Source organism: Xylella taiwanensis (assembly GCF_013177435.1).
In the GTDB taxonomy this organism is placed as follows: Bacteria; Pseudomonadota; Gammaproteobacteria; order Xanthomonadales; family Xanthomonadaceae; genus Xylella; species Xylella taiwanensis.
The window spans coordinates 144,519-171,209 of sequence record NZ_CP053627.1 but is presented as its reverse complement, the minus strand read 5'-3'; the positions used below and the strand labels follow the sequence as shown (position 1 = coordinate 171,209).

Genomic DNA, 26,691 nt, shown 5'->3' with positions numbered 1-26,691 from the left:
AATGCCCCAAAACCGTAGTCGCATGCGGCCAGCCTTTGCGTTTTTGGCAGTGTCCAAGTCCGCCTTCCCAGCCACAACGGAGTCACCATGACTAAAACGATATTGATCACTGGAGCCACATCCGGCTTCGGCAGAGCCGCGGTACATCGCTTCGCCAACGCTGGTTGGCGTGTCATCGCCACAGGACGCCGCATCGAGCGCCTGGAAGCGCTGGCCGCCCAGTGGCCTGCAGGACAAATACACACCACCGCCTTCGATATGCGTCATAGCGACAAGCTGCTCACCGCGATTCAATCGCTACCCGCAGACTTTGCCGACATCGACGTCCTGGTCAACAACGCTGGCTTGGCACTGGGTACCGCGCCAGCACAACACGCTGATCTGACACAGTGGCGGGAGATGATCGACACCAACATCACCTCGTTGGTGACATTGACCCACCACTTGCTACCGACACTGATCGCACGTAAAGGAACGATCATCAACATCAGCTCGGTCGCCTCGACCTATCCCTACACTGGTGGCAATGTTTATGGCGGCAGCAAAGCATTTGTAAAACAATTCTCGCTGGGCCTGCGCTCGGATCTCCATGGCACCGGCGTACGTGTGACCAGCATCGAACCGGGGATGGCCGAGACCGAGTTCACCCTAGTCCGTACCGGCGGCAACCAAGCCGCTTCCGACGCACTGTACCGCGGTGCTAACCCGATAACAGCCGAAGACATTGCCGAGCAAATCTTCTACATCGCCACGCTACCACCCCATCTGAACATCAACCGGCTAGAGATCATGTCCGTTAACCAGTCATTCGCTGGCTTCCAAGTCGCACGGCAACCCAAATGAAAGCTCAGCCACATCAAGCGCCAGACTCACACCCAATACCACATCATCGGTAAGCGGTAGACGGCAAACGCACAACCATCCAAACAGGACGCTCCGAATCAATCATGCGCCTTTGAAAACCATATCGAGATGCCTATGTCCATCACTTGCGGAGCAACACAAATTTGGCGGAGGCGTCTTCCCGACACCCAGGATTGGGAAACTATCTTAGACATGTCTGGCTCACTACACGTATGCCATCAAAGCACATAAGCACAACATTTCACTAAGGCAATACAGCACCCGCAGTAGAAAGCGGTGTCACAACCCCACATAAGCGATCAACACTCACTGCACATGCGGTCAAGACTGCACAGCACACACTGATGTCGTGACGCCCATAGAGACTGTTACTGCCACACACCCACCGATCAACCCCACCCCACAACCATCCAACTCAATCCAGCGGCGCATCCGATAAATAGGGATAACCCGTCAGACCGGCCTCCAACATGTCGCTCAACACCGCAGATTCCGCAGCAGATATCCCCGCGGCGGCAATACGCTGCGCATAAACCCTGCGCACATCATCGAGCCCATAGCCAACATAGTCCAACATTGCGTCGGTGGTATCACCGCAACGCTGCTGGACAATACGGTAACCCTTACCGTCGACGGCAACTTCAACCGCATCAGTATCCCCAAACAAGTTGTGGATATCGCCGAGGATTTCCTGGTAAGCACCGACAAGGAAAAAACCGATCCTGTAAGCCTCACCATGACGCAACACATGCAGCGGCAGCGAACTGTCCAGACTTTCGTTTTCCACATAGTTCTTGACCATACCGTCCGAATCGCAGGTCACATCACAGACCACACCGCGGCGGGTCGGTGCCTCGTTCAAACGCTCAATCGGAACAATGGGGAAGATTTGATCGATCGCCCACACATCCGGAATCGACTCAAACACACTGAAATTGACGAAATACTTGTCGACCAACCGCTCGTTAAGCTCATCTAACACGGGGCGGTGACTCTTCTCTTCGTGACTGAGACGCTCACGTACCCCATGCGCAATCGCGTAAAACAGATCATCAATACGGGCGCGATGCACCAGATTCATTTGGCCAAGGACGTAAGCCGCCAAGCCCTCGGCATAGAAGTGCTGTGCTTCGTAAAACAGCTCTACTGCCGGACGCCCATTCAGTTCTCCATAGATCTCACGCATGTGGCGAACCACTGCCGGCTCGTCATCACACACTTCTGGGACACGCCCCTCAGGCGCGGTTTCGACCTCGGTCACGTTAGCGATGAGTACCGCGTGATGCGCCGTCATCGCACGACCGCACTCTGTGACGATGCACGGCGGCACCAAATTGTAATCCTCGCAGGCGTTTGCCAGTGGCTGCACGATGTTACTGGCATAGGCATGCAGCCCATAATTGATCGAGCAATCGCTACGCGAGCGTGTGCCCTCATAATCGATACCAAGGCCGCCACCAACGTCCACATGGGTGATCTTCGCACCAAGGCTTGAAAGCTCGACAAAGTAACGGGTCGCCTCACGCATGCCGTTGGCAATGTCGCGCACATTAGAGATTTGCGAACCCATATGAAAGTGCAGCACATTTAAACAATCGACGTACTCGGTACCACGCAACACTTTCCACACATCCAGCACCTGGCGCGGCGACAGACCGAACTTTGCCTTATCACCACCACTGTTTTGCCATTTACCGGCACCCAACGACGCCAAACGCACCCGGACACCCAAACCAGGCAATACGCCGAGCGTTTTGGCTTCATCAAGCACCATCCGCAACTCGGAAGGTTTTTCGATGACAATGAAGGTCTGCAAGCCAAGCTTACGTCCAAGCAGCGCAAGACGGATGTACTCCCGATCCTTATAGCCGTTGCAGATAATCAACCCACCCGGACGCGACAGCGCCAATACCGCCATCAGTTCCGGTTTGCTACCGGCTTCCAAGCCGAAGCCATCCCCCTGGTGACTCGCCAGAACGCCAGCCACACCGCGATGCTGGTTAACCTTGATTGGGTAAACAGCAGTGTAACCACCCGTGTACTCCCACTCGCTCTGAGCCTGAGCGAACGCCGCCTGCAATTTACCCAGACGATGCCCGAGAATGTCTGGGAAACGGACCAACAGTGGCAATTTGGCACCAGCGGCGCGTGCAGCATCCACCACCTCCGGGAGCGAGATCTGCACACCATCGCCACCGATCGGCCTGACGACCATGTGTCCAGCCTCGTTCACTTCGAAATACCCATCAGCCCAATGTCGGATCGAATACGTCTTGTGGGCGAGATCAGGAGACCACGTCATGGATAAAGATCTTAAATAAAGCGATTAAGACCACGCATTCTACAAGCCTTGGATACCAACGACCGTTAGAATGCGCGTCACGCGACGCTCTCGACCGCAAAGATGCAGATCACATCACCCCGTGTCTGAATCTCAAACAGATCATTGCCACTTTGACGCCTTCCCACAGTCCCTTGCTCCATAGCGGGGAAGGCCCCTACCAGCCAAAGATTGTCCACATGACCACCAACGACACCTGGTTCATCGAACATTTCCAAGCAACTGGCTCAGCGATCGGCTTCCGCATCACTGGCAAACTGGATGAAGTGCAATCGCCATTCCAGAAAATCGAGATCTACGCCAGCACTGACTGGGGCAAGCTGATGGTGATCGACGGCGCGCTGATGCTCACCAGCAGAGACAATTTCTTCTATCACGAAATGATCAGCCATCCGGCGCTGTTCACTCACACAGCCCCCAAGCGCGTGGTGATCATCGGCGGCGGCGACTGCGGCACCCTGCGCGAAGTTCTCAAACACTCAAACATAGAACAGGCCACCCAATGCGATATCGACGAACAAGTCACCCGCATGGCCGAGAAACATTTTCCTGAACTATGCGCCTCCAACGGTGACCCACGCGCCGAGCTGCGGTTCGGCGATGGTGTGACCTATATGGCCCATTGCCCAAGCAACACGGTGGATGTGATCATCGTCGACTCCACCGACCCCGTCGGCCCAGCCAAAGGTTTGTTCAACAAAACGTTCTACGAAAGCTGTTTCCGCGCACTGAAAAACGACGGATTACTCGTACAGCAATCGGAATCACCATTGGCACAACTGGACCTGATCAAAGAAATGCGCCATGAAATGAGCCAAGCCGGCTTCAAAGCGTTCCAGACCCTACCGTTCCCGCAGCCTTGCTATCCCACGGGCTGGTGGAGCGTCACGATGTGCAGTAAACAACCCAATGCGAACTTCGCGTTCCGCCACAGCGACGCCCAAACCAAACGCTTCGACACCCTGTACTACAACGCACATCTGCATCACGGTGTACTTGTGGCTCCGCCCTTTATGGCACAGGCATTAGGCGAGTGATCCCAAGATGGATCACGGTGCAGCCCACTGTCGCTACCATCGGCAGACCAACCAATGCTGCACCTTCTAACAACAGAACCACAGCAACGCATCTGCGCCTCGCCACGCTTCATACCCTGTTTTCAATCATGCAACCCACTCTTGCGTTTTATACGTACTTGGCTCACCTCCACAGGCAGCCATCGGGATAAGGCTGCCGGTTTCAGACGCGGTGATGCGTTGACTGAAACACTGTCTGCGGGTGTCTCGCTGCACAGTTAACTACCCCACTCACTGCCGGACAGCGTCTCAAAAACAACCGCAACCTGAGTGCAAAACTTGATGCACCATGGGCGGCTCCATTCAGGGAAGGTGAGTGGCATGTACGTCCAGCCGTGGCTTGCAATCCGTACAGTCTTGTTGTGCAGCGTCCGCTGCTGACAAAGACACAAGGCAGACACTGGGCGCAGTCGTATGCAAGATCGGGATCATGCCCTGGAAACCGGGCAACGCTTCAATGCCGATCGCAGTGTTTCATTGGCACGGCATCTGAGAGTGCACGACAGCGGTGTTTTGCGTACTGGGTACAGCGAGCAGCATGCCGTGTTCCTCGTAAACTACAGCGCTGTGAATAACCGGTATATCTCCGTCTATATCGGTGCGGATGTTACGGTCCCGCTCAACACTCAACACCACTTTAGAGCCACGGGTGCGGCGCTGCTTTTTTATATCCCTTGGAAGAACTTGACTGCACAACAATGCAAAAAATGTGCTGATACCCTGACCGATGCAGGACACATATCAATCCGTTGGAAAGCATGATGATAAATCGCTACACCGACCTTACCAAACGGATCATCCAGCAACGCGACGCTAGACAAAACCAAAATGTCCAAGAGCGCTTCCCTACGTTCATCACACTTAAGGTGTCATTCTCTGGAGTCAGCATGGCTTTACAACACGTGCTCAACATTCACTTGAGAGTACATATCGGCTCTTCTTGGGTGGGCTGGCTGCTTCGGTTACTTCGTAGGAGTGGTCGTACTCCTTGTCATTGCTCTATCTCACTCACCATTCCCTCAACTCAACGATGCTCTGAACGATCAAACCCCTTGCGTTTCCTTGGATTGGTGGCTGTTTCGGAACCATCTGCATAGCCATGTACTGGATGTTGTCCTGATCCCTATTTAAGCGTTCAAGAATATGTACAACCCAAGTACTTTCCGTAATACAGACCATGAAACACTGGTGAATTTTGTTCAAGCACATCCGTTAGGTGTGTTGATAACAAACACAAGTGAGGGACTTCTAGCGTCTAGCATTCCATTGCTTCTGTATCCCGATGAAGCTGATCATGGTGTCTTTCGTGCTCACTTAAGCAAGGCTAATCCCCATTGGAAAGCACTTGCATCTGGCCCTGAATGCTTGATCGTCTTTCAAGGTTCACACGGCTACGTGACTCCGCATTGGTATCCAAGCAAAACTGAGCACCATAAAGTCGTTCCAACTTGGAATTATTCGATAGTTCAGTGTCGCGGAACGCCTAAAGTAATTCACGATGCTGTCTGGCTTAGAAAACAAATTTCAGATCTCACTGACTTTCACGAAAAAGAGCGTACAAACCCTGCCCCATGGAAGGTTGACGATGCTCCTGCTGACTTCATCGAAACTCAGATCAAAGCCATTGTCGGTATTGAGATCCCGATCCGCTGGATCGAAGGTCAATTCAAGATGAGCCAGAACCGACTTGAACAGGATCGGCTTGGTGTGATCAACGGGATATCTGATCCGACAGATCCTCACTACAACCCCGATGTGGCCGATGTAATGAAGACACTCAGCTGATCACACTGATTCAGACCTGAGCATGTGCACTCCACTTAAAACCCGTTCGGGTTCTTTACTCAAACCAGCGTCGCTAAGAATGGCGCAGTCAAAGAGGGACCTTTGATAGTCTGAATACGACCGGATCACCAAGAATTTCATTGTTATATGTACTTAAAAACATATAAAAATCCATGATTAACCGCGAACGGAATTACTCCACCGTCACACTCTTCGCCAGATTGCGCGGTTTATCCACGTCGGTACCACGCACCAGAGCCGTATGGTAAGCCAAGAGCTGGACAGGAATCGTGTGCACCAACGGTGACAACACACCCGTGTGGCGCAGCGTACGGATCACGTGCAGCCCTTCCGATTCACTAAAGTGACTGTCCTGATCAGCAAACACAAACAACTGGCCACCACGCGCACGCACTTCCTGCATATTTGATTTCACCTTTTCCAGCAGACTGTCGTTAGGTGCAATCACCACCACCGGCATATCCGCATCCACTAACGCAAGCGGACCATGTTTCAGCTCGCCAGCCGGATACGCCTCAGCATGGATATAAGAGATTTCCTTGAGTTTGAGCGCACCTTCCAACGCAATCGGGTAATGCAAACCGCGACCAAGAAACAACGCATGCTGGCGCGACGCAAAGCACTCCGCCCAAACTGCGATCTGCGGTTCCAGAGTGAGTGCATGCTGTACGCTGCAAGGCAATTGGCGCAATTGCTCCACATAAGCCGCCTCGTGATCCGCGTCGACAGCCCCCCGCAGCACCCCCAATGCCACAGCCAATTGGAACAACACCACTAACTGAGTGGTGAATGCCTTGGTCGAAGCGACACCGATCTCCGGGCCAGCACGGGTATAGCAGGTCAACTGACTGATCCGCGGAATCGCACTATCAGGAACATTACAAATCGACAATGTGTGGCGGTGGCCCAATGCTATGGCGTACTTCAACGCCTCCAGTGTGTCGAGCGTCTCGCCAGACTGGGAGATGGTGACCACCAAGTGCTGTGGATTGACGTAAGCAGTGCGGTAACGGTACTCGCTGGCAATCTCAACATGGCATGGCAATCCAGCAATGGCCTCGATCCAATAGCGTGCGGTCAAACCAGCGTAGTAACTGGTACCACAGGCCAAAATCTGGATGCCCGTGATGCCACGTAACACCGACTCAGCCTGCGCACCAAACAACGTGGGTGGGAATCCGGCCACATCCATCGCCGCCTGCATCGTATCAGCGAGTGCGCGAGGTTGCTCATGGATCTCCTTCTGCATGAAATGACGGAACGCACCCAATTCCAACGAGGCTAACGACACATTCGACAGATGCAAGGGACGTTCCACCGCGCACTGCTCAGCATTAAAAATACATACTCCATTGCGGCGAATGTCCGCCGTATCGCCATCTTCCAAAAAAATCACCTGACGTGTTGCTTGGATGACCGCCGAGATGTCAGAAGCAACCAAGTGCTCGCCATCCCCTATACCAATCAGCAACGGGCAACCCATACGGGCGCAGACCAAACGCTCTGGTTCAGCCTGACTCATCACCGCCAACGCATAGGTCCCCGTCAGCGCCTGCACCGCACACTGCAACGCGCTCAGCAGGTCATCGCCTTGCTGCATCTGGTAATGAATCAGGTGTGCAATGACTTCCGTATCAGTCTGCGACTCAAAGACATAACCTAAGGCGCGCAGACGCTCGCGCTGCGCCTCGTGATTCTCAATGATCCCGTTATGCACCAGCACAACACCGTGACTCACGTGTGGATGAGCATTGGCCTCGGTGACACCTCCATGCGTTGCCCAGCGGGTGTGGCCAATGCCGAGCGATGCTACAACTTTCTCCTGCTGCGCTACGGCGGCCATCTCGGCCACCCGCCCGGTACGGCGCACGCGCCGGATTGACGCACCCTCAAGCACCGCGATACCAGAAGAATCATAACCTCGATATTCGAGTCGCTTGAGGCCCTCAATCAAGACAGGAACCACATCGCGATCAGCAATGGCACCGACAATACCGCACATAAGAACAGTCACAGAATGCAAACCATGCATTGTAACGATGTCCCATCCTGACCTCCGTATGGTCTTAAATCGACCAACAAAAAACCTCTTGTCCAGCACACTGCACTGAGCACGATGGAGCGATTCTGCAACCACTCAAGAGATGCGCCGTACGTCGCTCAAACCCATTCGCAGCCTACTTTCGATATGGACATCTTTTATGGGCAAGCGTTTTCTTAGATAAAGATGCCCTCGTGTTAACCTTTGTTGTATATGTGCTGCACACCCGTATCCCATGATAAAGAGATGGCGCAGCACCAAGACGAAAAAACCGCACACCATGCTAACGGTAACGTTTTACATCGCACACAGACGCAATGCGATATCACCTGGATATTGGCACTTCTCATGAAGGCTCCAGGCCAACCCATGAGATTCATCCGAATGCGGTCAGCGGCGCTTCCCCCTCCGCAGGTGGGCATATCCGATCGAAACGACAAGGGGAAATATCGCAGCAAACCTCACAGGATCACTCACTGCAACGCACTTGCTCTGACCCTCTGCATCACTGCAATCAACCAACACGAATTAGCGATGTTTGCAGAACTGATTAGATACTCAGATACATCACAAAAATATTTGTTAGCCGCCCTTAATCGCACAAAACATGCACCGCACCATCAACAGATAAATTGCAATGCCATCCACACGGGGAACGGGGAATATTAAAATGCTTGGCATGGATTCTCCTTATTCCCTACTTCAAAACCAACAGCATTAACGAATCAACCACAATTAAAGTACATAAAGAACTTTCCGTGTTCGCGCTGCTACCCGCGATGCGCTTTACGTTCTCATCTATACGCACTTGGTGCTCTACCATACAGGCACCTCCTGCCGCGAATCCGCCCATGTCCATGCGGATGCCACTCCAACCTCCTCCCTGCTGTTCCGCATCACGCATCGGCTGGCGCCTGCTAACACCCTATCCGGTCATCGGGTGCGTGAACACATGGCTCCATGCAGTCGCTGGCAATGGCTCCTGCGGCTGTGTTGCTGGCACGTGACCGGCCTTGATGCGGCCGTCAGTTGGCGCCACAGTGGACAAACGCTGAGCATACGTCCGTGGCAGCTCGTGTGATCACGACGGCTGAGCACACACCGCCCAGTTGGAGCATGCTGTGGCGACGCTACGCTGTCGCCAGGGTAGCGCTCGCTGCCATTGGATTTGGATTCTGCTTGGCGCGGCTAGATCGTGATGGCCACAGTTGGCACGACCGTGCCAGTGGAACCTGCCTGGAACGATAGCCATGCCACTGATCCACACAACGGCTCAATGCGGCTCAATGCCTGTGCCGCCGAAACAACCAATACGACATCCCCAGCATCACCAGCGGTGGCAATAAATAAACGATTTGGTAATCGAGCTTGAGCGCGCCAGCAACGCGCTCGAAAAACATCTGCAACATCCAAAAACTCAGCGCAAACAAAATGCCTAAAAACATCCGCTTGCCCATGCCACCACTCCGTAGCAGGCCGAACGAAAACGGGATCGCTGCCAAACACAGCGCCAGCACATTGACTGGATAAAACCAGCGACTCCAATATTGGCCTTCGAAATCACGCGCATCCAGATGATTACGGCGCCGGTACTCGATGCTTTGCACCAGTTCGTGCGCAGACAGATTACGCGGCTTCGTCAAGCCCGCCGCAAGCGCCGCCGGGTTAAGCCGTGATCGCCAAGGCACACTGTCGAACGTCTCGCGTTGCACCGCAAGTTCACCGAACGTATCCCGCTGCACCTGCTTCAGCATCCAGGTATCGGCGGCGTGGTGTTCGAGCCGATCGGCGATGGTGATGCTTTGCAACCGTCCGTCCGCAGCCAACTGAAACAAGCGTACGTGATGCAATATCAGCATGATGCCGCCACTGTCCAATTGTTTCTCCTCGCCACTGCGCGCATTGAGAAACACCTCACCCTCGCGCGCCCAAAGACCGGAATAGCGTGCTCCGCTCATATTGCTCTGGTACTTGGCGCTGGCTTTTAGGATGTCCGCTTGCGTTTGGCCCCAAGGACCAAGGGTCTCGCCACTGAACACCATCAGTCCCGTCCCCACCCCAATGATCACCGCCACCGATACACTCAGTCGCTTGCGTGAGATACCCAGCGCACGCAGCGCGGTCAACTCGGAGGTCGCCGCCAACTGGCCCAATCCCATCAGCGTGCCAATCACCGCTGCCGTTGGGAATAACGTATAGGCACGGCGCGGCACCGTGTAAGCCATATAGGCAATCGCATGACCAAAGCTGTAGCTGCCCTTGCCGATGTCGCGTACTTCACTGGCAAAAGCATTCACCACATCCAGACCTAACAGCACCGCCCAGGCCAACAGTACCGTGCCAACGACAGCGCGCGCGACGTAGCGATCATGCAGACATGGAAACATTTTCATCGGCTGCTCCGCCGCCACAGCATGCGGCCATCACGGGCATAGCACCACACTGCCACCAGCAGCAGCGGCAGCGTCAGCCACCACAAGCCCCACACCGGGGACATCTTGCCGTTAGCGATCCACTGAGTACCGACAATCATCAAATTGGTGCCCACCATGTAGATCAGGAAACACAGCATGACAGCCCCATACCGTTGCTGGCGTGGCGCGCTGCGCGACAACGGCAATGTCAGCAACGCAAAGGCCAATGCCAACAGTGGAGACGCGAGCCGCCAATGCAGTTGAGCCTGAGCCTCACGACGCGGATCGCCGATCAAATCGAGTGTGGATAGGATGTCTGGATGATTGCTATCACGCACCATGGAACGCTCGGGCAACAACGAATCATTGCGTGCAAACGTCAACAGACGGTAATCCAGCCCAGCACCATCCGCAGGGCCTTCGACACGGTGACCATCCTCTAGGCGCAAATAACGTCCCCTAGCCCCCTGCACATACATCGCACCACGCGTGGCGGTGACAACCGCTATCCGGCCATCCTTCTGGCTTTGCATGAACACGGCGTTGAGCTTGGTCCCATCAGACGAAAGCGAGGACAGGTAAACCACACCACCATCGGGCATTGGGGTAAACGTGCCCGCTTCGAGACCAGCCATGATAATGCTGCGGTTGGCCTGTTCCAGCAGGGTGTTGGCGGTGCGGTTGGCCCAGGGGGTCAGCCACAGCGAACAAGCACCGATCACCGCGACCACAGGCAGCACCAGCGCCAGGATCGGGGGCAGCATCCGCCCAGGGCCAACACCGATGGCGGTGATGACCGCCATCTCCGAATCCCGGTACAGCCGACCCAACGCCAACAGCAATCCCAACATCAGCGCCAGCGGCAGCAGCAATGGAAGATAGGTAATGAACTGCAAGCCGAGCTGGGACAACAGCAATGTGGCCGGAAACCGGCCATTCGTAATGCTGCCCAGGATATCGACCAACACCCCCCCCACGCCAACCACAGTCAGCACAATCAGAGTGGCCAGGAAACTCTGGGTAAAATCGCTTAGCAGATAGCGGTCGAGCTTCGACATGGTATGAGGTTGCTTTAGACTTACACGTTCGTTCGCGGCACCCGCCAAGATAGCTCCAGCGGCGGCAAGCTTCGCGATTGTAAAGGACTCGCAACAGGAATCTGAACCAATGGCCCTCCAATTTCACCTCAACCAAAACACACCCGCCACTGTCACCACCGATTGCGTGGTGGTCGGCCTCTTCACTGACAAGACACTCTCACCCGCCGCCAGCATTCTGGACACCGCCAGTGGCGGCCGCATCACGGCGTTGACGGCGCGCGGCGACCTCACCGGCAAGCCTGGCACCTCTGTATTACTCCACGACCTGAACGGCGTCACCGCACCGCGTGTCCTGGTGGTGGGCTTGGGTGAACCGGATAAATTCGGCCCCGGACAATACATCAAGGCCATTGGCGACGCCGTCCACACACTGAAAGGCACCCCGGCGACACACGCGCTGCTGACCCTGTCCGACATCCCGGTGAAAGACCGCGACGCCGCTTGGAACATACGCCAAGCGGTGATCGCTGCCGACCACACCGCCTATCGCTACACCGCCACTCTGGGGACCAGCCGCAAAAAAGCAGAGGAATCTGGGCTGATCACCCTGGCGATCCACGGCCGAGACAGCACCGCACTGGCACTGGGCCAAGCCACCGCTGAAGGGGTGGAGTACGCCCGTGCCCTGGGCAACCTGCCGCCGAACGTCTGCACCCCTGCCTATCTGGCCGAGACGGCCGCCCGCTTTGCAGCCGCGCATCCCGGCACCGCATGCGAGATCTTGGACGAGTCCCGAATGGAAGCATTGGGTATGGGTTCGCTGCTTGCCGTGGCGCGCGGCTCCGCCAACCGCCCCCACCTGATTGTGCTGAAGTGGAACGGTGGCGGTGACACCCGTCCCTATGTCCTGGTCGGTAAAGGCATCACCTTCGACACCGGCGGCGTCAATTTGAAGACCCAGGGCGGCATCGAAGAAATGAAATACGACATGTGCGGCGGCGCCACGGTCATCGGCACCTTCGTCGCAGCGGTCAAAGCACGGCTACCACTCAATCTGGTCGTGATCGTGCCGGCGGTGGAGAACGCCATTGATGGCAACGCTTACCGCCCATCGGACGTGATCACCAGCATGTCCGGTAAAACCATCGAAGTCGGCAACACCGACGCCGAAGGCCGCCTGATCCTCTGCGATGCACTGACCTACGCCGAACGCTTCAAACCAGCCGCATTGATCGACGTCGCCACCCTGACCGGCGCCTGCATGATCGCCCTCGGGCGTGCCGCCACCGGCCTGATGAGCCAACATGACGATCTAGCCAACGAGCTGCTCACCGCCGGCGAACACGTCCACGACCGCGCCTGGCGTCTGCCCCTCTGGGACGAATACCAGCCCTTGCTGGACTCGACCTTTGCCGACGTCTACAACATCGGCGGACGCTGGGGAGGCGCCATTACCGCCGGCTGCTTCCTGTCGCGCTTCACAGAAGGCCAGCGCTGGGCCCACCTGGATATCGCCGGCTCAGCCAGCAACGAAGGCAAACGCGGCATGGCCACCGGGCGCCCCGTCGGCCTGCTCACACAGTGGCTGCTGGACCGATGCTAAGCGATCACGTGTGGATGCATATCTATGGAATAGCCGCTCTCATCGTGAGCCTCTGGCCTACTTTCATGAGGCGCATTCGGCCTTGGTTAAGCATCATAAAAGGCAAGCAGAAACAGGCCATCCAGAAAGAACTGGATGAGATCGAGAGATTCGCTTCCGAACCCTTCGATGCATTGCGCTTCACAAAAGACGTCGTTGAATGCTTAACGTGCTTAGTATGCAGCGTTGCGTTCTTACTCTCGAGCATTACGCTGATAAGCCAAGGAATGACTGATGTTTCATTTCTGAATCCATGGATGAAAGTCTTTAATGCGCTGCTGTATTTCACTTCGAGTGTATTTTTCGGCTTTTCCTTTGCAGTTCTCATTGAATTACGGCGAAGACTGAAGATTAAGTTGGATCCCCAGAAAGCAGCCGCACCGCTGCGCGCCAAGCTTGAGACACTCCAGTAATGGCGCGCGCCGACTTCTATTTGATTGCCAAACCGCGCTTTCTTCACCAACCGCTGCATTTGGTCTGCGAATTAGTACGCAAAGCCTACGACACCCAGCAGCCAACGCTGATCCTGGCCCGCGACCAAGCCCAGGCCGAAGAACTGGATGACCTGCTGTGGGCGTTCGACCCGGACGCCTACATCCCTCACCAGATCGCTGGCAGCGACGAGGACGACGACATCACCCCGGTCTTGATTGCTGCCCCGGACAGCGACACACCCTCGCGTCCGCTGGTGATCAACCTGCGTGACACCGCCTGGGATGGCGCCTGCGAGCGCGTGTTGGAGGTGGTCCCCGCGGATCCCGCCGCGCGCGACCCCTTGCGTGAACGCTGGAAACACTACAAAGCACGCGGCCTGAACATGAAGAAACACGACATGTGACCACCCTGCCATCCTCTCTTCAAGGACCCAATAGATGCGCTTACTCATTGCTCTACTGTTACCGTGGCTGCTGTTTTTCACCATTGGGCGTCCGTTCGCTGGGGTGTGCTGCCTGATACTGCAAATCACCCTGATCGGATGGGTACCTGCCGCCCTCTGGGCGGTATACGCCTTGAGCCAATACCAGACAGACCAGAAAATCCAAAGCATCCTCGAACATCAAGACCGCTAATCCCGCGACCGTTCCCTGCCCACATCCGATCCCCGCCATGCCCCAGTTCACCTCCAGCTATGACCCCACGTCTTTTGAAGCGCGCTTATACGCCGAGTGGGAAGCGGCGGGCCACTTCAAACCATCCGGCGTCGGCGAGCCCTATACCATTCTGCTGCCGCCACCGAATGTCACTGGCACCCTGCATATGGGCCATGCCTTCCAACAGACATTGATGGATGCGCTGGTGCGTTATCACCGCATGTGTGGAGATGACACCTTGTGGCAAGTGGGCACCGACCACGCCGGCATCGCCACCGAAATGGTCGTCAGCCGCAATATGGCACTTGAAGGCCGGGGGGACACTCGCGACTCGCTCGGCCGCGACGGCTTTATCAACAAAGTTTGGGAGTGGAAGCAGCATTCCGGCGATATCATCGAACGGCAAATGCGCCGCCTGGGTGTCTCGGCAGACTGGTCACGCAGTACGTTCACCATGGACCCGCACCCCTCGGCGGCCGTGACAGAAGCGTTTGTGCGCTGGTACGAACAGGGGCTGATTTACCGCGGCCAGCGTCTGGTCAATTGGGATCCGGTCCTGAAGACCGCCATCTCCGATCTGGAAGTGGAGAACGTCGCAGAAGAAGGCGTGCTGTGGTCGATCCGCTATCCGCTAAGCGACGGCGTGACCTACGAACACATCGAGCATGATGCCGCAGGCAACGAACTCCTACGCGAGACCCGCGGCTATCTGATTGTTGCGACCACACGTCCAGAAACCCTGCTCGGCGACACCGCCGTGATGGTGCATCCAGAAGACAGGCGCTACACGGGACTGATTGGAACATCCGTGACACTGCCGCTGACTGGACGCCAGGTCCCGGTGATCGGCGATACCTACGTGGATCGCACCTTCGGCACTGGGGTGGTCAAAGTCACCCCAGCACACGACTTCAACGACTATCAGGTTGGCCTGCGGCATCACTTGCCAATGCTCAATGTCCTGGACGATGCCGCACGCATTGTCTCCAAGACACGGATGCAGTGGGGGATGCATCCCCACTCCACCAGCAACGATCTGGATACCACCGGCATCGCCAATCCGAATCACGAGCTTGTCATGCCAGCACATCTGGCCGGCCTGGATCGCTACGCAGCACGCCAAAAGATACTGGCGGATTTGGAAGCACAGGATCTGCTGGCCGCCACCACCCCACACCTGTTGCAGGTGCCGCGTGGCGACCGCACCGGCCAGGTCATCGAGCCCTATCTGACCGACCAATGGTTTGTGCGGATGGAAACGCTCGCCAAACGCGGCTTAGAACTCGTCGAGCGCGGCGCTGTGAGCTTCGTGCCGCCAAACTGGATCAACACCTACCGCCACTGGATGGAAAACATCCAGGACTGGTGCATCAGCCGCCAATTGTGGTGGGGCCACCGGATCCCCGCATGGTTCGACGCGGATGGCGCGTGCTACGTGGGACGCAGTGAAGAAGAGGTCCGTGCCAAGCACACCCTCGGCCCCGAGGTGACCCTGACCCAGGACAACGACGTACTGGAAACCTGGTTCTCCTCGCAACTGTGGCCCTTCTCAACTCTGGGCTGGCCCAATCCAACGGCCATGGCGGAACGCGGCTTCGAACGCTATCTGCCCTCATCGGTGCTGGTGACTGGTTTCGACATTATTTTCTTCTGGGTGGCACGCATGATCATGGCCACCGACCATTTCACCGGCAAGGTGCCGTTCCGCGATGTTTACATCACCGGCCTGATTCGCGATGCACAAGGTCAAAAGATGTCTAAGTCCAAAGGCAACGTGCTCGACCCGCTGGACATCATTGATGGCATCACGCTTGATGCGCTCATCGCCAAGCGCACCACCGGACTGATGCAACCCAAGCTTGCTGAAAAAATCGCCAAAGCGACGCGGAAAGAATTTCCTAACGGCATCGCCGCGCACGGCGCCGATGCATTACGCTTCACCATCGCTGCGCTGGCGAACCACGGCCGCGATATCAAGTTCGACCTGGGCCGCGCCGAAGGTTACAAAAACTTCTGCAACAAGCTGTGGAACGCCACCCGCTTTGTGCTGATGAACACCGAGGACTTCTCTGCCCACGCGCCCGAGGAAGACGCCGCTGGCAACAACGGAGATGACGCGCCGCGTGCACCACACCCCCGCAGCGACGCCGAACAATGGATTCTCTGGCGGCTGGCCGCTGTGACCGCCGAAGCGCATACCCACTTTGCCGCTTACCGCTTCGACTTATTAGCGCAGGCGTTGTACGAATTTGCCTGGAACGCATTCTGCGACTGGTTCGTTGAGCTGGCCAAACCAGCGCTCCATAGCGATGACACCCAAGCCGCCGCCAGCACCCGCCACACATTGCTATACGTGTTGGAGACGCTGCTGCGCCTGCTGCATCCGTTAATTCCGTTCGTCACTGAAGAACTATGGCGTCAGGTGGCCCCGCGTCTGGGCATCCAGGCAACGACGCTGGTGCTACGCCGCTACCCGCAGCCCCAGCACCTGGACACCGCGGCATTCGGCAGCGCCGCCGCTGATGTTGAATGGCTAAAAGTCATGGTCAGTGCATTGCGCCGGATACGCAGCGAACTCAATGTCCCACCCTCGCGGCGGGTGTCACTGCTGTTACAGGGAGAAGAGGAGGCCGATCGGCGTCGTATTGAGCGTTTCGCCGCTTCGCTGCGCTTTTTGCTCAAGCTCGAACATATCGACTGGCTGAGCATCGCCAGCGCCGCACCACCGTCCGCCGTGGCCATCGTCGGCACGTTGAAGCTTCTGGTACCGCTGCAAGGTTTGGTCGATGTGGACGCCGAGCGCGCGCGTCTGGATAAGGAAATCAAACGTGTTGAAAGCGAAATCGGCAAAAGCAACGGGAAGCTGGGCAACGCAGTCTTCGTGCAAAACGCGCCGGCAGCTGTGGTCGAGCAAGAACGTACACGCCTGGCGGATTGGACGGCACAGTTAAATGGACTGCGGGAGCAACGCGCCACACTGTAAACCAACGAAGCCCAAGACCCTGACCTAAGCTGCCCTGACCACGATTCCACAGCGCTCCGACAGGTTGACTGCATCCTGCATCATGGGATCACGCACCTATGCCTGTGTTATTGGCCGCGTTGCTTGATCGAACTATCCGTGGAACACAACAACGCATCCCTAAGATGCACTCCATCTGGCCTCGTACGCTCCTGGCAGTACCCCCGATCTGGTCGAAACAACTGCAAGCGCTAAGCACTGCAACGCATACAACCTCTGAGCTTCACGCCCAAACACGGGACGCTTTCAATCCATGTGATGGGCATACTCAAGCATGTGTTCCAACGCCACAAAATCCCCCGGCAGAGGACCACCGCCTGTGGCACTGAGCCATGCCATGCAAGAGATAGGCAGACATGGCCGCATCCGGGACCTGCCAAACATACGCAAGAAGCCGCCAGAGCGCCGTATTGGACAGACGTGATCGCACCGCGAATCCCCGTAAACAAGGGGCATCCCACTCCAGAACGACTCACAAAAAACGCGTTGCACAACGTTCTACCGATGCCAGAACCCAAGCTTCACACTGTTGGCATGCGCCTATCGCGTCATGCGGTCCGCTATTCGGAAACTGCCAACACGTTATCCGTCGCTCTGCGTCACTGGGTGCTGCCGTTCAAAACCACCACCGTATCCCAGCGACCAGCCGGTTTGCGTCGTCAGGCACGCCACGCCCACGTGCACGGCGTGCATGATCGCCATAACGATGTTCGCGCTCCCACCCCACATAGGGGGCAACACGCCGCGTGATCTCATAACGCAGCCGCAACCCAAGCTGCAACGTTTGGAATCCGGGCCCCAGGTCGTGATCCTGAGTCAACCCGGCAGTCGCTTGGAGGCGCGGTTGCAGGATCAGTCGCTGAGTGAATAGCAGTTCGTATTTGGCCTCAAGCATCAGCCGTACCGCACCGCCCCCCAGATACAGGAGGGCGGCATTCTCGAACTTGTACGGCGCTAAGCCCTGTACGCCAAGAGCCACCCAGGTGCGACTGTCCGGCTGCACATCGCGACGCACACCGATGAGCACATCCCACCATGGCGAAACCGCCTGCCCGTACAGCGTCTCTACCCCGGCAGATTGGAGCCGACCACCACGACGCTCACCGTCGCTGCGCAACCACAGCCGGTGAATGTCCCCGCCAATCCATGCCTGGGCTTCCCAAGCGTGGCCGCGCTCGGGATCAGCATTCCAGGCTTCCAGCCGATCGATACGAACCAGATACATCAGTGGTGAAGCGTGTGTAGTACGGCGGCGTAACGGAGGGAAGGCCGCTGCCAACGCGGCAGGGGTGGGTGTAGGTAACAAGACACGCGTTGTTTCGCCGTGGACCGCGTGATCCATCTGCGCGTGATCCATCTGCGCGTGATCCATCTGCGAGTGGTCCATCTGCGAGTGGTCCATCTGCGCGTGATCCATCTGCGAGTGGTCCATCTGCGAGTGGTCCATCTGCGCGTGATCCATCTGCGCGTGATCCATCTGCGCGTGATCCATCTGCGCGTGATCCATCTGCGCGTGATCCATCTGCGAGTGATCCATCTGCGAGTGATCCATTTGCGGGTGATCCATCTGCGAGTGGTCCATCTGCGAGTGGTCCATCTGCGAGTGATCCATCTGCGAGTGGTCCATCTGCGAGTGGTCCATCTGCGGGTGATCCATCTGCGGGTGATCCATCTGCGGGTGATCCATCTGCGGGTGATCCATCTGCGGATGATCCATCTGCGAGTGGTCCATCTGCGAGTGGTCCATCTGCGGGCGATCCATCTGCGCGTGATCCATCTGCGAGTGGTCCATCTGCATGTCATCGAAGAAGGAGTGCCCGTCAGCATTCGAAGCGACGTCCAACACCGCTGGCGTCTGTCCTGCAGGCGTGTGCGGCTGTGCTTGTAGCGGTGCAGCAAGCAGACCACCGAACACGAAGGCGAACAAAGTACGGGGGTTCATGGGAGCACCTGCACTTCACGCATCATGCCGCTTTCCATGTGGTACAGCAGGTGGCAGTGGTAGGCCCAGCGCCCCAGCGCATCCGCACGCACGCGGTAGCTGCGGCGTGTGCCTGGCGGCATGTCGATCGTGTGCTTGCGTACCTGGAACGCGCCGGTGGCGTCCTCCAAGTCACTCCATAAGCCATGCAGGTGAATGGGGTGCGCCATCATCGTGTCGTTGACTAACACGATGCGTACACGTTCACCGTAGTTGAGTCGTAATGGTGCGGAGGAGGCGAATGGGATACCGTCGAACGACCAGGCGAACTTCTCCATGTGGCCAGTGAGATGTAATTCGATCTCACGCCCGGGTTCACGTCCATCCGGATCATCAAACAGGCTGTGCAGATCGGCATATGTCAACACGTGGCGGCCATTGTCGCGCAGGCCAATGCCGGGATCATTCAGCCGCGGCTGCGGGGCGTCCACTCGCATGTCCACCAACGGATTGTGACGTTCACTGGCAGGATGCCGCGGCGCTGCTCTGTCCGCCAGGACGCCATGTGAAACATGAGGGATGGCCTGATCAGGAAGCATGCTGGTGTGGTTGGCATGCTCACCATGTGTACCAGGATGGGCCATCCCTGGCATGTCCGTCATCTCATGTGCGCTACCGCCATGCAGACCATGCGACATCCCGTGACCCATGTCTTGCATGGTTAGGCGCGGGCGCGGGTCCAGCGCCGGCGGCGGCACATGCAAGCCGGTACGCACCGCGAGGGTGCCACAGGCGTATCCGGTACGTCCCATGTCTTGGGCGAAGATCGAGAATGCATCCTGGCCGTGCGGTTCGATCAGCACGTCGTAGGTTTCGGCCAGGGCAATACGTAATTCGTCCACGGTCACCGGATGTACGTACTGACCATCCACCGCAACGACGGTCAGCTTGAGGCCTGGAATACGGACGTCGAAATAGGTCATTGCCGCACCATTGATCAGCCGCAATAGCACTTTTTCGCCAGGACGGAACACTCCGGTCCAGCCGCCGGCTGGCGTCATACCGTTCAGCAAGTAGGTATAGGTATGGGCATTGACATCGGACAGGTCTGTCGGAGTCATTCGCATCCTCCCCCACATGCTGCGGTCAGCCAGGGTGGCGCGCAGGCCATCACGACGTATGTCGTGCAAGAAGTCGCCGATCGTCCGCTGGTAAGTGTTGTCGTAAGCAGACATTTTTTTGAGCCGGCGAAACAGTGCGGCAGGCTCCATGTCAGTCCAATCTGAGAACAGGAGTACATACTCGCGGTCGGCGCGGTAGGGCGGCGGTTCCAGAGGATCGATAATCAACGCACCATACAGGCCTGCCTGTTCTTGGAACATCGAGTGGCTGTGGTACCAGTAGGTACCACACTGGCGCACATCAAAGCGGTACAAATAGTGCTCCCCTGGGGCAATGCCGTCGAAACTCAGGCCCGGTACACCATCCATGTTGGATGGCAGGACAATGCCGTGCCAATGGATCGAAGTCATGGCATCGGGCAAGGTGTTGGTAACCCGTATCTGGACCGTATCGCCTTGGCGCCAACGCAACAGCGGTGCCGGCAGGCTGTCATTGACGGTGATCGCCGGGCGAATACGTCCGGTGAAATTAACGCTGGACTGGCCGATGCGCAGTTCCAGGCTACTGGTGCGTAGCTCAAGGCGTGTTGGCGCCGGGTTGGCTGCCTGCACCGGAATACGCAATAAGCCGGTGCTGGCCACCACGCCTCCCAGCGCCAAGCCTTGTACGAAGCGGCGCCGGTCAATGCCTCTCTGCGAAGGCAAGGGAAAAGTGTTCATAGTGACTCCCATGTCCGGCGCTTTGGCGACGGGACGATAGCAGGCAAGAAACTGTGATGCGGAAGAGATAGATATGTGGGACGCGCAACGTCCCTAAGGCTCTCAGGCAATCGGAGGTCGCAGGGGGCAATACGGCACAGGGAGTCCCTGGCCAGTAGGCACTCCGGCAAGCGGCACCGCACGCCGCCCCAACGATACCGGCAGCATCAGGATTGGAAGCAACAGAGCGGCGCTGTGCTGCAAGCAATCACAATGACCGATCTTGCCGCATGGGGTTGGGGGAGTTGGTCTCCCATGACCGACGTGTGCTGCACTCCGGACGCCGGAAACGCCCACATCGTGACAGGACTGGTTCACTACTGCGACATGCATCGAAGGTCGGGCGACCGTTTGGATCATACCGACCGACGCCCAAGCACTCACGCACGCGTGAGCCATCAAGCAAAGGCTGATCAGCAGACGTAGGAGCAGAGATGACAAGGGGACACGACGCACACGTGAGGTCTGGTCAGTATACGGCGACGCCAGGCCAATATTCACACCGCTAGAGGTCACCATGCAGCACGTTTTTCCAAGCATGTCATGCCGCTTATATGAAATAGGCAGAGACTGATATGGATCATAAGGATGTGCTTCCATGTGATGGTCACTGCCGGTCAGGAAGGGCACCCTATGGGCATCGTTCAGGGACATGTCCCCAACACGCCGGGTAGCGAAGGCCACCAGATGTACGCTGGTGATAGATCCTCCAGATGATGTCTCGATGAATGTTGGATCGGGTTGAGTACGCCAGAAAAAATAGCACGTCGCAAAACACCCAATGTGTACTCGGATGGCGCAAGGTCGGTGGGTAGAATCGGCGCTTTCTCTCACTGTTGCTCTCTTATGTCGCAGCGCGAATGGGTAGCATCCGCCATCTGTAAGCTCGAAGCTGATTTCAACCGCTCAGTCGATACTCATCTGATCCCGTTGAAGCTGCCTGGTTTTCCGGATATTGATTTCTATCTCAAGGACGAATCTATCCACCCCACCGGAAGCCTCAAGCATCGATTGGCACGCTCACTGTTCTTGTATGCACTGACCAACGGGTGGTTGCATCAGGGACGGCCGGTGATTGAAGCATCTAGCGGTTCAACGGCCGTATCCGAGGCTTATTTCGCACGGTTGTTGGGTCTTCCCTTCATTGCGGTGATCCCGACGTCGACCTCGCCGGAGAAGGTGGCTGCGATCGAGTTTCACGGGGGACGCTGCCACCCGGTCACACGTGCCTGCGACTTGCATGATGCTGCACATCAGCTCGCGTGTGAGACAGGCGGCCATTTCATGGACCAGTTCACGTACGCCGAACGTGCAACTGACTGGCGTGCCAATAACAATATCGCTGAATCGATCTTCAAACAGATGGCCGATGAGCCACACCCGATCCCCGCGTGGATTGTGTGTAGTCCGGGCACGGGCGGCACTGCAGCAACCCTTGGCCGCTACGTGCGCTACCGCCGTCACGTCACCCGTATCCTGTGCGCAGATCCGGAGATTTCGGTGTTCTTCGATCACTACCGTGCCGCATGCGAGGGACGCGGTCACGAGTACAACTTGGTCGACACCGCAGGGTCTCGCGTGGAAGGCATCGGTCGACCACGCATGGAACCAAGCTTCATCCACAGCTGTATCGACGCGATGGTCAAGGTGCCCGACGCGCTGAGCTTGGCGGCAATGCGCTATGTCAGTGCCCGCTTAGGTCGACGTGTGGGTGGTTCCACGGGCACCAATATGGTCGGTGTACTGCAAACCGCGGCATGCATGCGAGCTGCAGGCATCAAAGGTTCGATCGTCACCATTCTGTGCGATGGAGGTGAACGTTACGCGCACAGCTACTATGCCCCAGCCTGGTACGCGGCACACGGCATCGACGTCTCTGGCAGTGACGCGGTGATCGCGGCTGCAGTGGCGGGTGACACGTTGCCCCTGCTCCCTTGTGCAGCACTGGAATGACGCCATACGCCATAATTCGGTAGGTATTTACGAATCTGGCGGCATGCCGAAGACACACATGAGCAATCCACTACTCGATTTCTCGGACATCCCTCGCTTCGACGCGATCCTCCCTGAGCACATTGGTCCGGCGATCGAGCAGTTGCTTGCGGAGGCTGAGGCGGTGGTCACCCACGCTGAACAAGTGACGCCGGTGACTTGGGACAGCTTCGTCGTACCGCTGGACGATGCCACCGAGCGGTTGTACCGCGCTTGGGGTCAAGTCGCGCATTTACAGGCGGTAGTCAACACGCCAGCACTGCGTGAGGCATATAACGTCAATCTTCCCAAGGTTACCCGATTCAGCAGTGCGCTAGGACAGAACTTGGCGCTGTACGCACAGTACAAGGCATTAACGTGCTCGCCGGAATGGGACCGTGATGACGCCGTGCGATGCAAGGTTGTCGACAATGCCTTGCGCGATTTCCGTCTCGGTGGTGCCGAGCTGGACGCCGCCGGGAAAGCACGTCTGGCAGATATCAAGGAGGAACTGTCGGCATTGTCAGCAAAGTTCTCGCAGAACGTGCTCGATGCAACAGAAGCATGGTCCTACACCACCGCAGATGCCACCGTGTTGTCCGGCCTGCCCGCCGAGACAGTCTCTGCCGCCCGCGCCGCCGCGGAAAGGAATGGCGTACCAGGCTGGACATTCACACTACAGATGCCCTGCTACCTGTCAGTACAAAGCGATGCTGACGACCGCGCGTTACGGGAGCGTTTGTATCATGCCAGCGCGATACGTGCCTCGGAATTTGGTGATGCGGCGTTGGACAATAGCCCGCATATCAATCAGATGCTTGCACTGCGTGCCGAATTAGCCACGCTGCTTGGTTTCTCCTGTTACGCGGCATATTCGGTCGCCACCAAGATGGCACAAGACCCGGCTGAGGTACTCGGTTTCCTGCGTGACTTAGCCGCACGTGCCAAGCCGCACGCACAGCGTGATCGCAGTGAATTAGAAACGTTCGCACGCGAGACGCTGGGGCTGGAAACCTTGAAAGCGTGGGACATCGCGTATGCCAGCGAGAAACTCAAGCAAGCACGTTACAGCTTCTCCGAGCAGGAAGTGAAGCAGTACTTCACCGAACCAAAGGTACTTGCCGGGTTGTTTGAGGTGATCCACTCGCTTTATGGACTGCGGATAGAGGAAGACTCGGCACCACTGTGGCATCCAGATGTTCGCTTCTACCGTCTCATTGATACGAACGGGCAACTCGTCGGCCAGTTCTATTTGGATCTGTATGCACGCGAGGGTAAACGTGGGGGCGCATGGATGGATGATTGCCGTAACCGCCGTGACAAACGCGAAGGCGTGCAAACTCCGGTGGTCTATTTGGTGTGTAATTTCGGCCGTGGTAGTGATGGTGTCGTCCCCACATTCCGCCATCAGGAGGTCATTACCTTATTTCACGAAATGGGTCACGGGCTGCATCAGCTGCTAACCCGGATCGGGGAACTGGGCGTGACGGGTATTAATGGTGTGGAATGGGATGCGGTGGAGTTGCCCAGCCAGTTTATGGAAAACTTTTGCTGGGAGTGGGAACGCATGCAAGCGATGACGGCACACGTGCAAACCGGGGCACCGCTCCCCCGCAACCTGTTCGACCGGATGGTCGCCGCACGCAATTTCCAGAGCGGGATGTTCACCGTGCGCCAACTTGAGTTCGCGCTGTTCGACATGCTGCTGCATAGTGACTTCGATCTAACACAGGACAGCGTACTGGGGCTGCTGGAACGGGTCCGTGATGAAGTGGCGGTCAACCGGTCACCGGCGTGGAATCGTTTCCCGCATCAGTTCAAACATATTTTCGCTGGTGGTTATGCAGCGGGATATTACAGTTACAAGTGGGCCGAGGTACTCAGCGCAGACGCTTATGCTGCGTTCGAGGAGGTACCGGATCAATTCGCCGAAATGGGGGCACGCTTTCTCGACGAGATCCTGGCCCGTGGTGGCAGTCGCAGCGCAGCAGAGAATTTTCACGCCTTCCGCAAACGCGCCCCTCGGATTGATGCGTTGCTGCGGCGCAGTGGCATGACAGAGTAAAGGTGGTGAGACGCTCAATGCGGCTTTTCTAGATGCCGTCCATATTCGCTATTGCTGGTAGAAAACGTTAAAAGCATTCCTGCTGCGTTTTTCTGTATAGGAGGATTACTCGTGACACACACTGGACATGCTGTGTGCCTTTCATTGTCTATTAGAAATCGGCGCAAGTCAGGAGTCGACGCATTAAAACCACTCGCAATAATCTGTTAAACGGCAATATGGCGATGAAAAATGCGTGTTTGGTTATGCTTGCATAAGAACACTCTGTCACTCGTATTCGGAACCTCCTCACTACTTGCAAGAAAGCTCCATATCCCTTAATTACGCATTTACACTCAAGTCATTACAACGCAAGTTGTATTCGTACATACGAATACTTGAACAAGAGGAAACAAGCATAAGGTGGGTCAAATAATTTTTTGGCCATGTCAAAGTTAGGCTTCACACCTTAATAGGGATATAACTACTATCTCAGCCAATCAAACAAATTTTTTCTATTCCCTTTGTCAACATAGATAACAAAAATAAACCCTATGAGGGTAGTCAACATCTGCAATTTGGAATATCCAATAAAATGTCGACCAAGCCGAGATTCTTTTACAGTTACATTAAATGAGTGCCATATCACGTAACGCAAACACCATGCTCACGTCCAAAGTAGCAATTATCCTGCTATATCTCTAAGGTAAACAGGACTCAAGCACAACATCACTTCGACATTACGTTAGGCACCGACGACCTGAAAAACGGTAGAAACACCCACTCAGGTGTAGCTTCAGAAAAACACCCTGATTACAGGCATAAGAAGCAACCACGACACCAAAGAAACCGTTTTAAGGCGCCATTTATCAAAACTTGGGGATCCACGAAATCTTCAAACGTCGCCAAGAGGCTTTCACCGTTAAAAGCCTCAGCATACGAAACCCTGAAATAGGCATCTGAATATTAAGGAACAGAAAAACCTACTCAAGGCATTGAGCGCACAGCACTTCTCGGTAGTTGGCGGAGTGAGAGGGATTCGAACCCTCGATAGAGTTTTTGACCCTATACTCCCTTAGCAGGGGAGCCCCTTCGGCCTCTCGGGCATCACTCCGGGTACCAACCACCTCTTTGGCGGATAGGCTTGTGAAGGATACCTGCCAACCCAAGACGACGCAAACACCATTTTAATTAAAGGGAAGAGCCGTTATTTCCCCGCGTTCCAGAAGAACACTCAAGCTCGTCACCACGCTGGATACGATTATAAATTTCTTCACGATGCACTGCGACATGCTTTGGCGCACTGATACCAACACGCACTTGATTACCCTTTACACCAAGCACCGTCACGGTGACTTGATCACCGATCATCAACGTTTCACCAGAACGACGAGTCAGGATCAACATTTTAAGAATCTCCAAAGGGCTGAAAGCTTATCAGCCAGGATGAACGGTCCACAACTGAACCGACCTACATTACCTGGATTATTAGAGAGGATGGTAACGGGTCCTTCCTCCGTCAATCAAGGTGCAATGAA

20 protein-coding genes and 1 tRNA gene are annotated in these 26,691 nt (G+C 56.3%); 12 read left to right on the top strand and 9 right to left on the bottom strand.

Annotation, left to right across the window (positions count from 1 at the left end; translation table 11 throughout):
* Positions 1-87 precede the first annotated feature (87 nt).
* Entirely contained in the window at positions 88-843 is a 756-nt protein-coding gene (locus PLS229_RS00635) for an SDR family NAD(P)-dependent oxidoreductase (RefSeq protein WP_038272367.1), read from the top strand.
* A 436-nt stretch (positions 844-1,279) separates the two neighbouring features.
* On the opposite strand, the gene speA is transcribed toward PLS229_RS00635, so the two are convergent.
* On the bottom strand, positions 1,280-3,166 hold the full coding sequence (gene speA / locus PLS229_RS00630; RefSeq protein WP_038272368.1) for an arginine decarboxylase: 1,887 nt from the start codon (positions 3,164-3,166) through the stop codon (positions 1,280-1,282).
* 218 nt (positions 3,167-3,384) lie between these two features.
* Here speA and speE point away from each other — a divergent pair, with 218 nt between their 5' ends.
* The 3 genes from speE (at position 3,385) to PLS229_RS00615 (ending at position 6,066) form a co-directional block, all read left to right on the top strand.
* Positions 3,385-4,242, top strand: coding sequence for a polyamine aminopropyltransferase (gene speE / locus PLS229_RS00625; protein WP_038272371.1), 858 nt, complete (start codon positions 3,385-3,387; stop codon positions 4,240-4,242).
* A gap of 453 nt (positions 4,243-4,695) precedes the next feature.
* Complete coding sequence (locus PLS229_RS00620; RefSeq protein ID WP_038272374.1) at positions 4,696-5,043, top strand: hypothetical protein; 348 nt, start codon at positions 4,696-4,698, stop codon at positions 5,041-5,043.
* Between the two features lie 426 nt (positions 5,044-5,469).
* Positions 5,470-6,066 carry an FMN-binding negative transcriptional regulator gene (locus PLS229_RS00615; protein WP_230428144.1) on the top strand — a complete coding sequence of 199 codons (597 nt, stop codon included), beginning with the start codon at positions 5,470-5,472 and terminating at the stop codon, positions 6,064-6,066.
* A gap of 193 nt (positions 6,067-6,259) precedes the next feature.
* On the opposite strand, the gene glmS is transcribed toward PLS229_RS00615, so the two are convergent.
* Positions 6,260-8,089, bottom strand: coding sequence for a glutamine--fructose-6-phosphate transaminase (isomerizing) (gene glmS / locus PLS229_RS00610; protein ID WP_038272409.1), 1,830 nt, complete (start codon positions 8,087-8,089; stop codon positions 6,260-6,262).
* 850 nt (positions 8,090-8,939) lie between these two features.
* On the opposite strand from glmS, the gene PLS229_RS12620 reads away from it, so the two are divergent.
* A complete protein-coding gene (locus tag PLS229_RS12620; protein WP_152536655.1) occupies positions 8,940-9,209 on the top strand; it encodes a hypothetical protein in 270 nt (89 codons plus the stop codon).
* 202 nt (positions 9,210-9,411) lie between these two features.
* Here PLS229_RS12620 and lptG read toward each other — a convergent pair whose 3' ends face one another.
* Complete coding sequence (gene lptG, locus PLS229_RS00600) at positions 9,412-10,521, bottom strand: LPS export ABC transporter permease LptG (RefSeq protein ID WP_038272383.1); 1,110 nt, start codon at positions 10,519-10,521, stop codon at positions 9,412-9,414.
* Entirely contained in the window at positions 10,518-11,600 is a 1,083-nt protein-coding gene (gene lptF / locus PLS229_RS00595; protein ID WP_038272386.1) for an LPS export ABC transporter permease LptF, read from the bottom strand. The genes lptG and lptF overlap by 4 nt, the downstream gene beginning before the upstream one ends.
* Before the next feature lie 109 nt (positions 11,601-11,709).
* Here lptF and PLS229_RS00590 point away from each other — a divergent pair, with 109 nt between their 5' ends.
* The 5 genes from PLS229_RS00590 to PLS229_RS00570 all read left to right on the top strand — a co-directional run bounded on the left by PLS229_RS00590 (position 11,710) and on the right by PLS229_RS00570 (position 17,298).
* Positions 11,710-13,185 (top strand): leucyl aminopeptidase, encoded by a 1,476-nt coding sequence (locus PLS229_RS00590; protein WP_038272389.1) that lies wholly within the window; start codon positions 11,710-11,712, stop codon positions 13,183-13,185.
* Between the two features lie 65 nt (positions 13,186-13,250).
* Complete coding sequence (locus PLS229_RS00585; protein ID WP_230428143.1) at positions 13,251-13,637, top strand: hypothetical protein; 387 nt, start codon at positions 13,251-13,253, stop codon at positions 13,635-13,637.
* The gene (locus PLS229_RS00580; protein WP_038272394.1) at positions 13,637-14,062 is read left to right on the top strand and encodes a DNA polymerase III subunit chi; all 426 of its coding nucleotides are present in this window, start codon (positions 13,637-13,639) and stop codon (positions 14,060-14,062) included. Before PLS229_RS00585 ends, PLS229_RS00580 begins: the two co-directional genes overlap by 1 nt.
* A gap of 34 nt (positions 14,063-14,096) precedes the next feature.
* The gene (locus PLS229_RS00575; protein WP_038272397.1) at positions 14,097-14,294 is read left to right on the top strand and encodes a YqaE/Pmp3 family membrane protein; all 198 of its coding nucleotides are present in this window, start codon (positions 14,097-14,099) and stop codon (positions 14,292-14,294) included.
* Positions 14,295-14,331: 37 nt separating this feature from the next.
* A complete protein-coding gene (locus PLS229_RS00570) occupies positions 14,332-17,298 on the top strand; it encodes a valine--tRNA ligase (RefSeq protein ID WP_038272400.1) in 2,967 nt (988 codons plus the stop codon).
* Between the two features lie 655 nt (positions 17,299-17,953).
* On the opposite strand, the gene PLS229_RS12525 is transcribed toward PLS229_RS00570, so the two are convergent.
* From PLS229_RS12525 to PLS229_RS00555, 3 genes are all read right to left on the bottom strand, one after another.
* Positions 17,954-19,279 carry a copper resistance protein B gene (locus PLS229_RS12525; protein WP_275895309.1) on the bottom strand — a complete coding sequence of 442 codons (1,326 nt, stop codon included), beginning with the start codon at positions 19,277-19,279 and terminating at the stop codon, positions 17,954-17,956.
* Complete coding sequence (locus tag PLS229_RS00560; RefSeq protein WP_038271792.1) at positions 19,276-21,099, bottom strand: copper resistance system multicopper oxidase; 1,824 nt, start codon at positions 21,097-21,099, stop codon at positions 19,276-19,278. The genes PLS229_RS12525 and PLS229_RS00560 overlap by 4 nt, the downstream gene beginning before the upstream one ends.
* 102 nt (positions 21,100-21,201) lie before the next feature.
* The gene (locus tag PLS229_RS00555; protein WP_230428142.1) at positions 21,202-21,792 is read right to left on the bottom strand and encodes a CopL family metal-binding regulatory protein; all 591 of its coding nucleotides are present in this window, start codon (positions 21,790-21,792) and stop codon (positions 21,202-21,204) included.
* Between the two features lie 192 nt (positions 21,793-21,984).
* On the opposite strand from PLS229_RS00555, the gene PLS229_RS00550 reads away from it, so the two are divergent.
* Together PLS229_RS00550 and PLS229_RS00545 are read left to right on the top strand one after the other, a co-directional pair.
* Complete coding sequence (locus PLS229_RS00550; protein WP_038271794.1) at positions 21,985-23,091, top strand: PLP-dependent cysteine synthase family protein; 1,107 nt, start codon at positions 21,985-21,987, stop codon at positions 23,089-23,091.
* Positions 23,092-23,149: 58 nt separating this feature from the next.
* A complete protein-coding gene (locus tag PLS229_RS00545; RefSeq protein ID WP_038271796.1) occupies positions 23,150-25,174 on the top strand; it encodes a M3 family metallopeptidase in 2,025 nt (674 codons plus the stop codon).
* A gap of 1,000 nt (positions 25,175-26,174) precedes the next feature.
* Here the strand turns inward: PLS229_RS00545 and PLS229_RS00540 are convergent.
* Positions 26,175-26,267 (bottom strand) — tRNA-Ser (locus tag PLS229_RS00540).
* 77 nt (positions 26,268-26,344) lie between these two features.
* Positions 26,345-26,560 carry a carbon storage regulator CsrA gene (gene csrA, locus PLS229_RS00535; RefSeq protein WP_038271798.1) on the bottom strand — a complete coding sequence of 72 codons (216 nt, stop codon included), beginning with the start codon at positions 26,558-26,560 and terminating at the stop codon, positions 26,345-26,347.
* Positions 26,561-26,691 lie beyond the last annotated feature (131 nt).